The sequence below is a fragment of the Fulvivirga sedimenti genome (assembly GCF_020328055.1).
The window spans coordinates 1-13,930 of sequence record NZ_JAIXNE010000008.1; the positions used below are offsets into that span (position 1 = coordinate 1).

A 13,930-nucleotide genomic window follows, 5' to 3' on the forward strand; every position below is an offset into this window, starting at 1 on the left:
AATGGCAGAAGCAGATTGGTTTTATCGAAAGAGTATTGGGTTGCCCGGAAGGGGTAACCGCATTGCGTTGCACCTGGCTTAAGGATCCTATGTGAGGGATGCTTGACCTTTGGTGGATAACGGCGCAAAAAAGTTCATTGACATGTTGTGAAAGAATTACGAGCCAGTAATACGAGAGTATTACTGAAATAGGTAGTAACGAAAAAGAAATCTAGGGTTGCGTTGAATTATGCAGACGCAACCGTAAGAAACTAGAGAAAGTAGAGAAGGGCGTATGGGGAATGCCTAGGCTCTCAGAGGCGATGAAGGACGTGATAAGCTGCGATAAGCTGCGGGGATTGGCACATACGAGTTGATCCGCAGATTTCCGAATGGGACAACCCACTTAGTTGAAGACTAAGTATCCGAGCAATCGGAGGCAAACCCGGAGAACTGAAACATCTAAGTACCCGGAGGAAGAGAAAACAAGAGTGATTCCGTCAGTAGTGGCGAGCGAACGCGGAACAGCCCAAACCCATTATGTTACGGCATGATGGGGGTTGTAGGACTGAAAAGAGTATACGTAATAGAACCTGAACCGGTTGGGAAACCGGACCAGAGAAGGTGAGAGTCCTGTAAGGGTAACCTTACGTATGCGATCAGTATCCTGAGTAGGGCGGGACAGGTGAAATCCCGTCTGAACCAGCCGGCACCATCCGGTAAGGCTAAATACTCCTGAGAGACCGATAGTGAACCAGTACCGTGAGGGAAAGGTGAAAAGTACCGTGAATAACGGGGTGAAATAGAACCTGAAACCATACGCTTACAAGCGGTCGGAGCCAGCAAGACTGGTGACGGCGTGCCTTTTGCATAATGAGCCTACGAGTTACTCCTCATTGGCGAGGTTAAGTCTTTTTAAGGACGCAGCCGGAGCGAAAGCGAGTCTGAATAGGGCGCATAGTCAGTGGGGGTAGACGCGAAACTTGGTGATCTACCCATGGCCAGGGTGAAGGTGCGGTAACACGCACTGGAGGCCCGAACCAGTACACGTTGAAAAGTGTTTGGATGAGCTGTGGGTAGGGGTGAAAGGCCAATCAAACTGAGAAATAGCTCGTACTCCCCGAAATGCTTTTAGGAGCAGCGTGGAGAGTGTTTACTAGAGGTAGAGCTACCAATAGGACTAGGGGGAGTCACATCCTACCAAATCCTGATGAACTCCGAATGCTAGTAAATGAATCTCTGCAGTGAGGGCAAGGGTGCTAAGGTCCTTGTCCGAAAGGGAAAGAACCCGGACCAACAGCTAAGGTCCCCAAATCTATACTAAGTTGAACTAAGGCGGTCCAGTTGCCGAGACAGCCAGGATGTTGGCTTGGAAGCAGCCATTCATTTAAAGAGTGCGTAACAGCTCACTGGTCGAGCGACAGGGCATCGATGATAATCGGGCATTAAGTATAGTACCGAAGCTATGGCAGTAGTAATACTGGGTAGGGGAGCATTCTATTTGCGGCGAAGCTGTGGCGTGAGCCATGGTGGAGCGGATAGAAAAGCAAATGTAGGCATAAGTAACGATAAGGCAGGCGAGAAACCTGCCCACCGATAGACTAAGGTTTCCTGATCAACGCTAATCGGATCAGGGTTAGTCGGGACCTAAGGCGAACCCGAAGGGGGTAGTCGATGGACCATTGGTTAATATTCCAATACTACCGTTAACAGCGATGGAGTGACGGAGAAGTGAAAGGCTCGCGTACTGACGGAATAGTACGTTAAAGGGTGTAGGTATTGGACTGGTAGGCAAATCCGCCGGTCTAGCTGAACCTGATAGTACCGCAATCCTTCGGGAGCGCGGATAGTGGCCCTAATCAGGCTTCCAAGAAAAACTTCTAAGTAATGTTAATGGTACCCGTACCGCAAACCGACACAGGTAGTCAAGGAGAGAATCCTAAGGTGCTCGAGTGATTCATGGCTAAGGAACTAGGCAAAATAGCCCTGTAACTTCGGGAGAAGGGGCGCTTCCTCTGTGCTTGCACAGAGAAGCCGCAGTGAAAAGGCCCAGGCGACTGTTTAGCAAAAACACATGGCTTTGCGAAATCGAAAGATGATGTATAAGGCCTGACACCTGCCCGGTGCTGGAAGGTTAAGGGGGGATGTTATTCTAATTTATTAGGAGAAGCATTGAACTGAAGCCCCAGTAAACGGCGGCCGTAACTATAACGGTCCTAAGGTAGCGAAATTCCTTGTCGGGTAAGTTCCGACCTGCACGAATGGTGCAACGATCTGGGCACTGTCTCAGCCATGAGCTCGGTGAAATTGTAGTCGCGGTGAAGATGCCGCGTACCCGCAACGGGACGGAAAGACCCCATGAACCTTTACTATAGCTTCACATTGACATTGTGTAAATGATGTGTAGGATAGGCGGGAGACTATGAACCGGCGTCGCCAGGCGTTGGGGAGTCGTTGTTGAAATACCGCCCTTTATTTATGTGATGCCTAATCCGGCAATGTCGGAGACAGTGTGTGGTGGGTAGTTTGACTGGGGTGGTCGCCTCCAAAAGAGTAACGGAGGCTTCCAAAGGTTCCCTCAGTACGGTTGGTAATCGTACGCAGAGCGCAATAGCATAAGGGAGCTTGACTGTGAGGCCAACAAGCCGAGCAGGGACGAAAGTCGGGTATAGTGATCCGGTGGTTCCGCATGGAAGGGCCATCGCTCAAAGGATAAAAGGTACTCTGGGGATAACAGGCTGATCTCCCCCAAGAGCTCACATCGACGGGGAGGTTTGGCACCTCGATGTCGGCTCGTCACATCCTGGGGCTGGAGAAGGTCCCAAGGGTTGGGCTGTTCGCCCATTAAAGTGGCACGCGAGCTGGGTTCAGAACGTCGTGAGACAGTTCGGTCCCTATCTGTTGTGGGCGTAAGAAGTTTGAGAGGATCTGACCTTAGTACGAGAGGACCGGGTTGGACTAACCTCTGGTGTACCGGTTGTGGTGCCAGCTGCACCGCCGGGTAGCTACGTTAGGAAGAGATAAGCGCTGAAAGCATCTAAGCACGAAACTCACCTCAAGATGAGACTTCTTTAAAGGGACGTTATAGACGATGACGTTGATAGGCTGCAGGTGTAAAGACAGAAATGTCAAAGCCGAGCAGTACTAATTACCCGTACACTTTCTCTGGGGCTACTGCCCTTCTTAATTCTTTCACAACACTGTCATGATTAAAAAATTGTCCCGGGTCTGACCCGGGCACCCTGTAGGTCCTGAAACAAGTTCAGGACGTTGCCAGGGCAACGCTTTATGGTGATTATAGCGTAGGGGTCCACCTCTTCCCATTCCGAACAGAGAAGTTAAGCCCTACAGCGCCAATGGTACTGCAGTAACATGTGGGAGAGTAGGTCGTTGCCAGATTTTATCAAAACCCTGTGAGGTGTTCCTTGCAGGGTTTTTTTATGACTGATATGAAACAGTAAGAACATCAGCGAACATTATTACTTACCAGGAAAGCCAACAACGATTGTTGGTCTGCTACAATAGGGGTTAACGAGACAATATTCAGCCTTTCATCGCAAGATGATTTAATTAATATGTGTATTTTAAGGAATGATTCGTCGCAATATACTCCTCCTCCCCCTGTTAATTCTGCTGTGGACCAGCTCATTTGGCCAGTTCATCCGCAAGACCGTTCAACATGACGGTGAAACACGTACCTATCTGATTCACCTTCCATCCGGATACAACGGTGAAACCAATCTGCCGCTGGTAATCAATCTGCATGGCTTTGGCTCCAATGCAACTGAACAATCAGTGTATTCCCGGTTCAACTTTCTTTCCGATGTAAATGACTTTATAGTAGTCTATCCGGAAGGACTTGTTGCAACTTTACCGCTTGGGACCGGCCAGCATTGGGATGCGTATTTTGGAACAGGGGTTGACGATCTCGGCTTCATTGATTTAATGATTGACCTCCTATGGAACGAATATTCCATTGATCTTTCCAGGGTATATGCAACAGGAATGTCGAATGGCGGCTATATGTCTTTCATGCTGGCTTGTGAATTAAGTGACCGAATCGCGGCAATCGGATCAGTTACCGGCTCGATGGTCAGGGACTCATTCACACAATGTGATCCTCAGAGACCTGTTCCGGTTATCCAATTTCATGGAACTGATGACGGTGTTGTGGCATATGACGGTTCTGATTTTGGATACAGTATACCTGATGTTATGAACTATTGGGTAGAACAGAATACCTGCGCGGGTGATCCGGTCATTACAGAATTGGAAGATACAGATCCGGATGATAATTCAACCGTCACACGAACAGTCTATTCGAATTGTGAAGGTGAAGTGGCGGTCGACTTCTATCGTATCAATGGCGGTGGCCATACCTGGCCGGGAGCCATTATTGATCAACCACAACTCGGTGTTACCAATAAGGATATCAGCGCCCATACACTCATATGGGAATTCTTTACAAATTATACGCACCCTAACCCCAGGGAACCGCGTATTATCACAAGCCTGGACGAAGCGATCGCAAAGGGGACAGCCATATATCCTACACTGGCCTCTGATAGGCTCCGCATTCATATCGAACAACCGGCAGTGCTCTCCATTATAAACCTGAAAGGATCCACCGTTACACAGGATCAGTTATCACCCGGTGATCATTCACTCAATATCATCTCCTGGCCTCAGGGAGCTTATATAGTCCGCCTTATTCAGGCCGACGGATCCGTTTTCTCTGAACGAATTATCAAAATTTAAATTCATCCTGAAAAAAATCGGTATTCATCCGCAACCTTTTATTGGAACGAACGTTCCAATTAGAAACTAAACATTAATATCCATGAGTAATTTCAAAAACAAGATCGTAGTGATCACCGGCGGGAACAGCGGTATTGGATTATCAGCAGCGGTTCAGTTTAAAAATCAGGGAGCCATTGTAGTCACGAATGCCCGGAATGAAGAACGCAAAACCGAAACCCTCAGGGAGTTTCCCGACCTGTTTGATCAGGTGATTACCGCTGATCTCTCAGATCTTGAACAAACACGCCATTTTATTACGGCGGCAGGTGACCATTACAAGCAGATTGATGTCCTCTACCTGAATGCGGGCATCGCCAGGTTCAGCCCGCTTGATCAGATCGATGAGTCACATTATGACGAGCAGTTCAATCTTAATGTAAAATCGTTATTGTTCTCAGTCAAATATGCATTACCCTACCTGCGACACGGCTCTTCCGTATTGCTTACAAGCTCAATTGTGAACCAGATAGGAATGCTCAATTCAAGTGTATACGCTGCTTCTAAAGCGGCCGTCAAATCCATTGCACAGACATTGGCCGCCGAACTCGTTGAACGCGGAATTCGCGTCAATGCAATTAGTCCCGGACCTATAGAAACTCCCATTTTCAGCAAGATGGATCTTTCTGAAGAACAGTTAAAAGCTACTGCAGAAGGAATACTTTCCCAGATTCCTTTGAAGAGATTCGGAACATCCGCTGAAGTGGCCTCACTCGTTCTTCAGGTTGCCGGAAATGGATTTATCAACGGACAGGAATTGGTGATTGACGGCGGTATGGCCGCAAAATAATTTTTATTATATTTGGAATAATCATTCCGAATATGACTCGCACCAAAGCCTTCAATGAAACAGATGCATTGGAACGTGCCATGGACCTCTTCTGGATGAAAGGGTATCATGGCACTTCGATGCAGGACCTTGTCGACGCCATGGGTATCAGCCGGTCCAGTATGTACAGCACCTTTGGTGACAAACATGCCATTTTCCTTGCTGCATTCCAGCATTATAAGCGGGGTCAGCAGCACGCGTTCGACTTTCTTCAAGAATCATCGGGGTTTACCGCAGCACTCGCCTCCTTTTTCAATATGCTGCTCCGTGACATAGTTACAGACGAAGAAAAAAAGGGTTGTTTTATTGTGAATTCATCCACCGAAATGGCGTGGCAAGACAACGCCGTCAAGGCAATCATCCAGGAAAACTACGATGAGTTTGAGTCGCATTTTCTCCCGTTCTTTGAAAAGGCCATAAGCCGTGGTGAAGTAAGGGATACCAATGACCCCCGGGCAATGACCAGATTTTTATACGTGAATATGGTAGGTCTGCGTGCCGTCAGCCGTGCGACTGATGATATTACTTTTCTGAGGGATGCTGCAAAAACTGCATTAAATGCCCTGATCTCCTGATATTATTCGAACAGTTTGCTTACGTCAGCCAGGGTAATAGCAGAGAAATCATCAATTATCATTGATACATTTTCAAATTCTTCATGGCTATGGGTCGTAGCCACTGCGATAACCTTACAACCTGCTCGTTGAGCTGCTTCCACCCCTGATAACGAATCTTCGAAGACAACGCACCCGCCTGGTTCAAAGCCAAGCAATTCACTCGCTTTCAGATAAATCTCAGGATCGGGCTTACCTCGTTTCACATGGGAATCATCCAGAACCAGCCCAAAATAGTTGCCTATCTCGGTATGTCGAAAAACAAAATCAACATTCATGCGGGGAGCGGATGTGGCAATGGCGCGGGGTACATTTTCTGATTGCAGTTCTTTGAGAAATGTAATCAAGCCGTGGAGTGATTTTACATCCTTTTCAAAAATCTTCTGAAAATGAAGCTCTTTTTCCCGTGCAAAACGATCAATCTCCTCGAAAGTCATCTCGCGGTCAAAAAGATTGGGAATCCATTCCTTATTCTGCCGGCCATAGATCTTTTCCCGTAATTCCTGCTCATTCAGATTGTAGCCGTGACTTTTCGCAAAAGCCTTAAGTGATTTCTTATGATAAGGATTGCTGTCGATAAGTACGCCATCCATATCGAAAATTGCCCCAAATGTGTTCGCTTTATGCATCATTCAACTGGTGGATTCAAATTTTTTATGAAGGCCCAATTTCGTAGCTTTGATGTCTGATCCTAAACACAAAATTTATGTCAGTTACCATAACAAAAAGCCAGGAAGCCATCGCTCTCGAAGATAAGCATGGAGCACATAATTACCATCCTCTTCCGGTAGTTTTGTCGCGGGGCGAGGGTGTATTCGTCTGGGATGTTGAAGGGAAAAGGTATTTTGACTTTCTGAGTGCGTACAGCGCGGTAAATCAGGGGCATTGTCATCCAAAAATTATTGGCGCGCTGAAGGATCAGGCTGATCAGCTTACACTTACTTCCCGTGCGTTTTATAACGACGTTCTGGGGCCGTTTGAGGCCTATGTTACTGACTATTTTGGTTTCGACAGAGTTCTGCCTATGAATACAGGTGCTGAAGGAGTGGAGACCGCCATAAAGATTTGCCGTAAATGGGGTTATGAACGAAAAAATATTCCTGAAAACCAGGCGAAGATTATCGTATGTGAAAATAACTTTCACGGGCGCACGACAACCATTATTTCGTTTTCAAGCGATGATAATGCCCGGGATAATTTCGGGCCATACGCACCCGGATTCATACGAATACCCTACAACGATGTCCAGGCACTGGAAAATGCTCTGGAAGATGATAACGTGGTTGGATTTCTGGTAGAACCGATTCAGGGCGAAGCAGGGGTTTACGTACCAAACGATAATTATATTCAGGCGTGCGCCGAATTGTGCCGTTCAAGGAATGTGCTTTTTATCGCAGATGAAATACAAACAGGTATTGCACGAACCGGCAGCCTGCTCAGGATTTGCGGCGACTGCACATGTGAAAATAAATGTGAACGTCAGGCGACATATACTCGCCCTGATATTTTGATACTGGGGAAAGCCATTTCCGGCGGGGCCTATCCTGTTTCTGCCGTTCTTGCCGATGATCATATCATGAATGTGATCAGACCTGGTCAGCATGGAAGTACCTTTGGTGGAAATCCGTTGGGATGTAAAGTAGCCCTGGCAGCACTGGAGGTCGTTTACGACGAAAAGTTAATGCAAAATGCACGCAAATTGGGCGTCATCTTCAGAGAGCGAATGAATACACTCTCAGCAAATTCAGATCTTGTAAAACTGGTTCGTGGTAAAGGTCTCCTGAACGCGGTGGTTATCAACGACAGCGAAGAAAGCAGCACCGCATGGGAAATCTGCATGAAGCTAAAGGAGAACGGACTTCTCGCAAAACCAACTCACGGCAATATCATACGCTTCGCTCCACCCCTTGTTATGACCGAGGATCAGCTGCATGAATGCTGTGATATTATTGAGAAAACAATTCTCAACTTCACCAAATCGACTGATTGAAATGTTTATCAGACCCAGAAGAAACCGGAAATCGGCTGTCATTCGTGACCTTGTTCAGGAAACTCATGTCACCACCAATGATCTGATCTATCCCCTGTTTCTCCTTGAGAGGCCGAACGCTACGCTTGAGGTTGAATCTATGCCCGGCATTTTCCGTCTGGGGATTGATCAAATGCTCATGGAAATTGAATCGTGCATGAAACTGGGGGTTCGTGCATTCGACATATTTCCGGTAGTCGATGAAAAGCATAAGGATAAAATGGCTACCAAAAGCCAGGATCCTGGTTTCTTTTATTTGAAGGCCCTCAGGCGGATCAAACAGGAGTTTCCCGAAGCATGCATCATGTCTGATGTTGCCATGGATCCCTACAGTTCTGATGGACATGACGGGATTGTCGATGAAAATGGCGTGATATTGAATGATGAGACCCTGGAAGTACTTGCTGCAATGTCGGTAGCACAGGCGGAAAGTGGAGTGGATATCATCGGTCCTTCAGACATGATGGACGGACGTGTGGGTTATATTCGACAAGCTCTGGACAGGGAGGGATTTACAGATGTATCCATTATGAGCTATACTGCCAAATACGCAAGTGGTTACTATGGCCCTTTCCGCGATGCGCTCGATTCAGCTCCTAAAAGCGGTGATAAAAAAACATACCAGATGAATCCTGCCAATCAGCGCGAAGCCCTATATGAAGCCTATCTCGACGCAGAGGAAGGGGCAGATTTTCTGATGATAAAGCCTGCATTGCCCTACCTGGATATTATAAAACTTTTGAAGGAAAATGTGCAGCTGCCCATCGCAGCGTATCATGTGAGCGGAGAATATGCTATGGTTTCGGCGGCTGCCGAAAAAGGATGGCTTGACAGGAAGACCGTAATGAATGAACAGCTGCTTTCAATCAAAAGGTCTGGAGCAGATATCATTCTTACTTACTTTGCGAAGGAATTTGCCGGGCAGCAGGACTAACGCAATTCGTCAAAATCAAAATCATTCCCTTTTCCCCATCGGATCAGGTCGTCGAGCTCATATGATTCAAGGGTATATAAATCCTTCAGTCGGTAGTTCTGGTCATGAAGGCGCGACATAACCTCAAAATCGAAAGTCTCGCCAAAGTTTGTCAACCGGTATTTCTTTCCCACCCGGATCGTATCAAATGATCTTGCGGCCATTAAAGATCCTCTTCCCTTTCGAGCATTAAAATGGATGATTGGGGTACGATGAAATACTTTTCACCTTCATATATCACCTCAATGGCCCCTTTTTGTATAAAAATAGCAAGATCGCCCTCCCTGGCCTGTAATGGAAGGTATTTTACCTGTTCTTCCGAACCCTTCCAGAATTCATCCTCATCAGATGGCAACGGCAGAGGATACCCGGGCCCTGTCTTAATTACGTAACCGGTTTGAATTTTTTCCTTTTCCTGAACCCCGGGAGGAAGGAATAATCCGCTTTCAGTTTTTTCCGTTTGTTCCTTGGGCTTGATCAATACCCTGTCTCCAACCACTATGAGCTTCTTGAACCTGTTTTCGGGCGTAAGTTGTGTTGTCATTCTTCCAAATCATCGTTTTCTTCATCACCGGCCCGGTCAATCAGCCGGTTATCCATATTTTTGCTCGTCTTTGCGCCAAGCTCGCGCAGTTTTTCCGCCTTGCGGACCAGGTTACCACGACCTTCACTCAGCTTCTTCATCGCCTCCCTGTAATTTCCCTGCGTCTGCTCAAGATTCTTTCCAACCTTCACAAGGTCATCGGTGAATGCCGTGAATTTATCATACAGCGAACCCGCCTGGCGTGCAATTTCCAGCGCATTCTTGTTCTGCAGATCCTGTTTCCATATGTAGGAAATGGTGCGCAGTGTGGCCATCAGTGTGGAAGTTGAAACCAGCACAATATTATTTTCCAGCGCCCGCTCATAGAGATTCGGGTCCTCCCTGAGGGCAATGGTAAGGGCTGGTTCATTCGCAATGAACATCATTACATAATCCGGCTGGTTGATATCGTAGAGATTCTGATAATTCTTGGAGCTGAGTAGTTTTATATGGCCGTTAATGCTTACCATATGTTTTTGTAAACACTCCTTACGAATATTTTCATCATCTGTATCGAAATACTGTGAATATGCCGTTAGCGATACTTTTGAGTCGAGTACCAGATATTTATCGTCCGGCATGCGGATAATAAAATCAAGTCGCTGGTTTCGGCCTTCCTCGTTTTTGAAGTTCTGTTCGGTAAAGTAATGAATATCCTTCTCCAGTCCGGTCTTAGACAGAATGGCCTCCAGTTGCATTTCACCCCAGTTACCCTGGGTCTTGGAATCACCCCTGAGGGCCTTTGTGAGATTAACTGCTTCCTTTGTAACCTGTTGATTGAGGTCTTTCAGGTGGTTTAGTTGTTCTTTAAGCGCGGTATTCCATTGAATGGATTCCTTGCTTGATCGCTCCACCTTTTCCTCAAATTTTTCAATCCGTTCCTTAAGTGGATTCAGCAGGTCACCGATGTTGCTGCGGTTTTGCTCTGTGAATTTTTTACTCTTTTCTTCGAAGATCTGATTAGCAAGATTCTTGAACTCCAGGGAAAATTTCTCCCGAATGTTTTCAAGTTCCTCCTTCTGTTGCTTCAGCCGTTCTTCGAGGTTCCGATAGTTGGCCTCTGATGTTGACAAATCCCTGTTAAGATCGAGTACTTTCTCCCGTTCTCCGGCTACCTCCTTTTTCATTCCCTCAAGGTCATTCAAAGCGTCTTCATAACGAACACGGTAATTTTCAGCAGCACTTCGTTCCTTGTCGACTTCTTCAGAAAGCCTGTTTTTTGTCCATAGCCATGCCACAATGCCGCCAATCAGCAAACCAACTATTCCAATGGCTATAAGCGTTACATCCATAATTTCTCTTCTATTCTGTCCAACTCATCGGATATTTCTCATCCACGAAAGGCATCGCCTCCTCTGTGAGATAAAGGGGCCTGAAGGTATCTACCATTACGGCAATTTCATGCGTTTCTTTGGCTCCAATGCTTTTTTCGACAGTTCCGGGATGCGGACCATGCGGCAGACCACCCGGGTGAAGGGTGAATGACCCCCGGTCGATTCCCTTTCTGCTCATAAAATTTCCTTCGGCATAGAAAAGTACCTCATCAGAATCTATATTCGAGTGATTATAGGGAGCCGGAATTGCCTGTGGGTGATAATCGAAAAGCCTTGGCACAAATGAACAAATCACAAAATTGTGTGCCTGGAATGTCTGATGTACCGGAGGTGGCTGGTGAATGCGTCCCGTGATGGGTTCAAAATCATGAATTGAAAAAGCATAGGGCCACAGGAATCCGTCCCAGCCGACGATGTCGAACGGACTGTGTTCGTAATAATACGTATGGTGATGATCATCTTTTTTGATGATCACCTTAAATTCACCTTTTTCCGTTTCCGTAATCAAATCATGTGGTGGCCTGATATCCCTTTCGCAAAACGGAGAATGTTCTTCAAGCTGTCCGAGTTCATTTCTGTAACGTCTCGGGGTTTCCACAGGGCTTGCGGATTCCACAATCAAGAGACGAACAGGACCGGATGACCATTCCAGCCGGTAGATCACCGTCCGCGGTATTACCACATAATCTCCCTTGCGAATCTTCAATGCGCCCATCTGGGAATGAAGGATTCCCTCACCATCATGGATAAAGATAACCTCATCGGCTTCGGCATTCTTGTAGTAATAATCCATTGAGAGTTCATCCGGATAGCACAATCCAATCGCGACATCCGAGTTTTTCATCAGGATTTTCCGGCCGGAAAGAAAATCACCCCCTGTACTCTTCAGACCGGATGTATTCAGATGTGTCTGCTTCAGTCCATAATCCTTCATGAGTTTCACAGCCACCGATTTGCTATCACCAACGCGCTTGATCCGTGTTGGCGGATGTATGTGATACAGGTTGGAATAAACACCTGAAAAGCCTTTGGAGCTAACTAATTCCTCAGCATACAGAGAACCATCGGGTTGTCTGAATTGTGTATGCCTTTTGGGCGGTATATTTCCTAATTTGTGATAATACATATTACATCTTTGTTCGGTCCAGTTTGGTGCTCTCGTCAAACAATTTGATGGCTTGTTGCAGCACTTCATTTGTTTGATTGTATATGGGATAAAATCCCTGGTTATCCCAGATCTGCCGTGCGATCTGTGCCTTTATCTGCAATTTGAACAGGTCCCGGTTTTCGTTCAGATCGGAAAGATCAGGCTTCGCACCGTTGGTCTGCCCGATCGAAACCAGTTGATCCAGCATGGAGTTGGACACGGTGAAATTCTTGTAAAAATTCTCGTAGCCCATTGCTTCCAGTTTTTCCTTATTTTCAGCTACATATTTAAAGGTAAATTCCTGTGCCGAATTGTTTGCAAATAACCGGTTCAGATATGCACTTGCGTTCATCGTATCCAGTGGCACAAAATAATCCGGCATAATACCTCCGCCCCCGTACACGGTGCGCCCTGTGCGGGTAGCGTATTTCAGTGAATCATTGAAATGTATGCTGTCGGCACTGAAAAATTCACCCTGTTCATAACGAACCATCATATCCTTCGCATAGTCTTCCCGGTCATCATAGGGTTTCTGAATCGACCTGCCCGAAGGGGTATAGTATCTTGATATTGTAAGCCGTAACTCTGAACCATCTGTTAGGTCGATGGGTGCCTGAACCAGTCCTTTTCCGAAGGTGCGCCGGCCGACAACCAATGCCCGGTCGTTATCCTGGAGAGCACCGGTAACAATTTCTGATGCTGACGCACTGCCTTCATTCACCAGTACGATCAGGTCGCCTTTTTCAAACAATCCCTCCCTTTCGGCATAAAGTTCATCATCATACCTTTTTTGCTTGCCTTTGGTGTAAACGATCTTTTGCTTGTCCGGCAGAAACTCGTCGGTAATCTCAACAGCCCGGTTCATATAGCCACCGGGATTCGACTGGAGGTCGAGCACCAGCTTGGTCATCCCTTTTTCCTTCAGGTCGACAAGTGCAGTTTTGAACTCATCATAGGTTGTCGCCGAAAAACGGCTGATTTTGATATATCCAATGGCATCATCGATCATGTAATGGGCATCGACGCTGAATTGGGGAATCTTGTCCCTTTCAATCTCATAGTCGAGCAGATCCCTTGTTCCAGGACGTTTTACTGTAACCATTACCAGTGAATTCTTCGGGCCCTTGAGGTTCTTACGAACATCCTCATTGGTGAATCCCACACCAGCAACATTTTCACCATCGATCTTTACAATGCGATCTCCCGATTTCAGCCCAACCTTTTCACTTGGGCCGCCGCTCAGTGGTGTTACTACCACGATGGTATCCTTAAATATGTTGAACTCGATTCCGATTCCCTCAAAATTTCCCTGCAGCTCCTCATTAGCAACAATCCTGTCTTTTGCTGAGATATACGCACTGTGCGGGTCCAATTCGGTTAACATGTGTTCAATAGCATTTTCAACCAGCCCGTCCATGTCCACCTCATCCACATAACTGCGGTCGATCAGTGTTAATACCTCCCGGAATTTCTGGACATTGTCACCCAGGTCATTTTGAACTTTCGGACTGTCGGAAAATGTGGCGCCGATAAGAATTCCGCCTGCCAGGCCAATGGCCAGAATAATCGGAAGACTTATTTGATATCGGCTGTTCTTTTTATTTTCTGAATCCATATTACAATCTTCTTCAATAATCAAAAATAC

Annotated in this window: 11 protein-coding genes and 2 rRNA genes; 7 read left to right on the plus strand and 6 right to left on the minus strand. The window is 46.6% G+C overall.

The window, feature by feature from the left end; genetic code table 11:
* Window positions 1-254: 254 nt before the first annotated feature.
* The 5 genes from LDX50_RS29090 (at window position 255) to LDX50_RS29110 (ending at window position 6,180) form a co-directional block, all read left to right on the plus strand.
* A 23S ribosomal RNA gene (locus LDX50_RS29090) occupies window positions 255-3,147 on the plus strand.
* A gap of 119 nt (window positions 3,148-3,266) precedes the next feature.
* A 5S ribosomal RNA gene (gene rrf / locus LDX50_RS29095) occupies window positions 3,267-3,378 on the plus strand.
* A gap of 192 nt (window positions 3,379-3,570) precedes the next feature.
* Window positions 3,571-4,737 (plus strand): extracellular catalytic domain type 1 short-chain-length polyhydroxyalkanoate depolymerase, encoded by a 1,167-nt coding sequence (locus LDX50_RS29100; RefSeq protein WP_225699826.1) that lies wholly within the window; start codon window positions 3,571-3,573, stop codon window positions 4,735-4,737.
* Window positions 4,738-4,819: 82 nt separating this feature from the next.
* Entirely contained in the window at window positions 4,820-5,566 is a 747-nt protein-coding gene (locus LDX50_RS29105) for an SDR family oxidoreductase (protein ID WP_225699827.1), read from the plus strand.
* Between the two features lie 32 nt (window positions 5,567-5,598).
* Window positions 5,599-6,180 (plus strand): TetR/AcrR family transcriptional regulator, encoded by a 582-nt coding sequence (locus LDX50_RS29110; RefSeq protein ID WP_225699828.1) that lies wholly within the window; start codon window positions 5,599-5,601, stop codon window positions 6,178-6,180.
* Between the two features lie 2 nt (window positions 6,181-6,182).
* On the opposite strand, the gene LDX50_RS29115 is transcribed toward LDX50_RS29110, so the two are convergent.
* A complete protein-coding gene (locus LDX50_RS29115) occupies window positions 6,183-6,851 on the minus strand; it encodes an HAD family hydrolase (RefSeq protein WP_225699829.1) in 669 nt (222 codons plus the stop codon).
* A gap of 74 nt (window positions 6,852-6,925) precedes the next feature.
* On the opposite strand from LDX50_RS29115, the gene rocD reads away from it, so the two are divergent.
* A complete protein-coding gene (gene rocD, locus LDX50_RS29120; protein ID WP_225699830.1) occupies window positions 6,926-8,209 on the plus strand; it encodes an ornithine--oxo-acid transaminase in 1,284 nt (427 codons plus the stop codon).
* 1 nt (window position 8,210) lies between these two features.
* Entirely contained in the window at window positions 8,211-9,182 is a 972-nt protein-coding gene (hemB, locus tag LDX50_RS29125; protein ID WP_225699831.1) for a porphobilinogen synthase, read from the plus strand.
* Here the strand turns inward: hemB and LDX50_RS29130 are convergent.
* Genes LDX50_RS29130 through LDX50_RS29150 form a run of 5 tightly spaced genes read right to left on the minus strand, consistent with a single transcriptional unit; the run spans window position 9,179 to window position 13,900 of the window.
* A complete protein-coding gene (locus LDX50_RS29130) occupies window positions 9,179-9,385 on the minus strand; it encodes a hypothetical protein (protein ID WP_225699832.1) in 207 nt (68 codons plus the stop codon). The two genes, hemB and LDX50_RS29130, sit on opposite strands and share 4 nt — an antisense overlap.
* Entirely contained in the window at window positions 9,385-9,765 is a 381-nt protein-coding gene (locus LDX50_RS29135) for a co-chaperone GroES (RefSeq protein ID WP_225699833.1), read from the minus strand. The genes LDX50_RS29130 and LDX50_RS29135 overlap by 1 nt, the downstream gene beginning before the upstream one ends.
* Window positions 9,762-11,096 (minus strand): DNA recombination protein RmuC, encoded by a 1,335-nt coding sequence (locus LDX50_RS29140; protein WP_225699834.1) that lies wholly within the window; start codon window positions 11,094-11,096, stop codon window positions 9,762-9,764. The genes LDX50_RS29135 and LDX50_RS29140 overlap by 4 nt, the downstream gene beginning before the upstream one ends.
* Window positions 11,097-11,106: 10 nt before the next feature.
* A complete protein-coding gene (locus LDX50_RS29145) occupies window positions 11,107-12,264 on the minus strand; it encodes a homogentisate 1,2-dioxygenase (RefSeq protein ID WP_225699835.1) in 1,158 nt (385 codons plus the stop codon).
* A 1-nt stretch (window position 12,265) separates the two neighbouring features.
* Window positions 12,266-13,900, minus strand: coding sequence for a S41 family peptidase (locus LDX50_RS29150; RefSeq protein WP_225699836.1), 1,635 nt, complete (start codon window positions 13,898-13,900; stop codon window positions 12,266-12,268).
* Window positions 13,901-13,930 lie beyond the last annotated feature (30 nt).

Coding starts and splice junctions, on each gene's coding strand:
- rocD (WP_225699830.1), top strand. CDS start 6,926: ATGTCAGTTACCATAACAAAAAGCCAGGAAGCCATCGCTCTCGAAGAT.
- LDX50_RS29130 (WP_225699832.1), bottom strand. CDS start 9,385: ATGGCCGCAAGATCATTTGATACGATCCGGGTGGGAAAGAAATACCGG.
- LDX50_RS29135 (WP_225699833.1), bottom strand. CDS start 9,765: ATGACAACACAACTTACGCCCGAAAACAGGTTCAAGAAGCTCATAGTG.
- LDX50_RS29145 (WP_225699835.1), bottom strand. CDS start 12,264: ATGTATTATCACAAATTAGGAAATATACCGCCCAAAAGGCATACACAA.
- LDX50_RS29140 (WP_225699834.1), bottom strand. CDS start 11,096: ATGGATGTAACGCTTATAGCCATTGGAATAGTTGGTTTGCTGATTGGC.
- LDX50_RS29100 (WP_225699826.1), top strand. CDS start 3,571: ATGATTCGTCGCAATATACTCCTCCTCCCCCTGTTAATTCTGCTGTGG.
- LDX50_RS29110 (WP_225699828.1), top strand. CDS start 5,599: ATGACTCGCACCAAAGCCTTCAATGAAACAGATGCATTGGAACGTGCC.
- LDX50_RS29115 (WP_225699829.1), bottom strand. CDS start 6,851: ATGATGCATAAAGCGAACACATTTGGGGCAATTTTCGATATGGATGGC.
- LDX50_RS29150 (WP_225699836.1), bottom strand. CDS start 13,900: ATGGATTCAGAAAATAAAAAGAACAGCCGATATCAAATAAGTCTTCCG.
- hemB (WP_225699831.1), top strand. CDS start 8,211: ATGTTTATCAGACCCAGAAGAAACCGGAAATCGGCTGTCATTCGTGAC.
- LDX50_RS29105 (WP_225699827.1), top strand. CDS start 4,820: ATGAGTAATTTCAAAAACAAGATCGTAGTGATCACCGGCGGGAACAGC.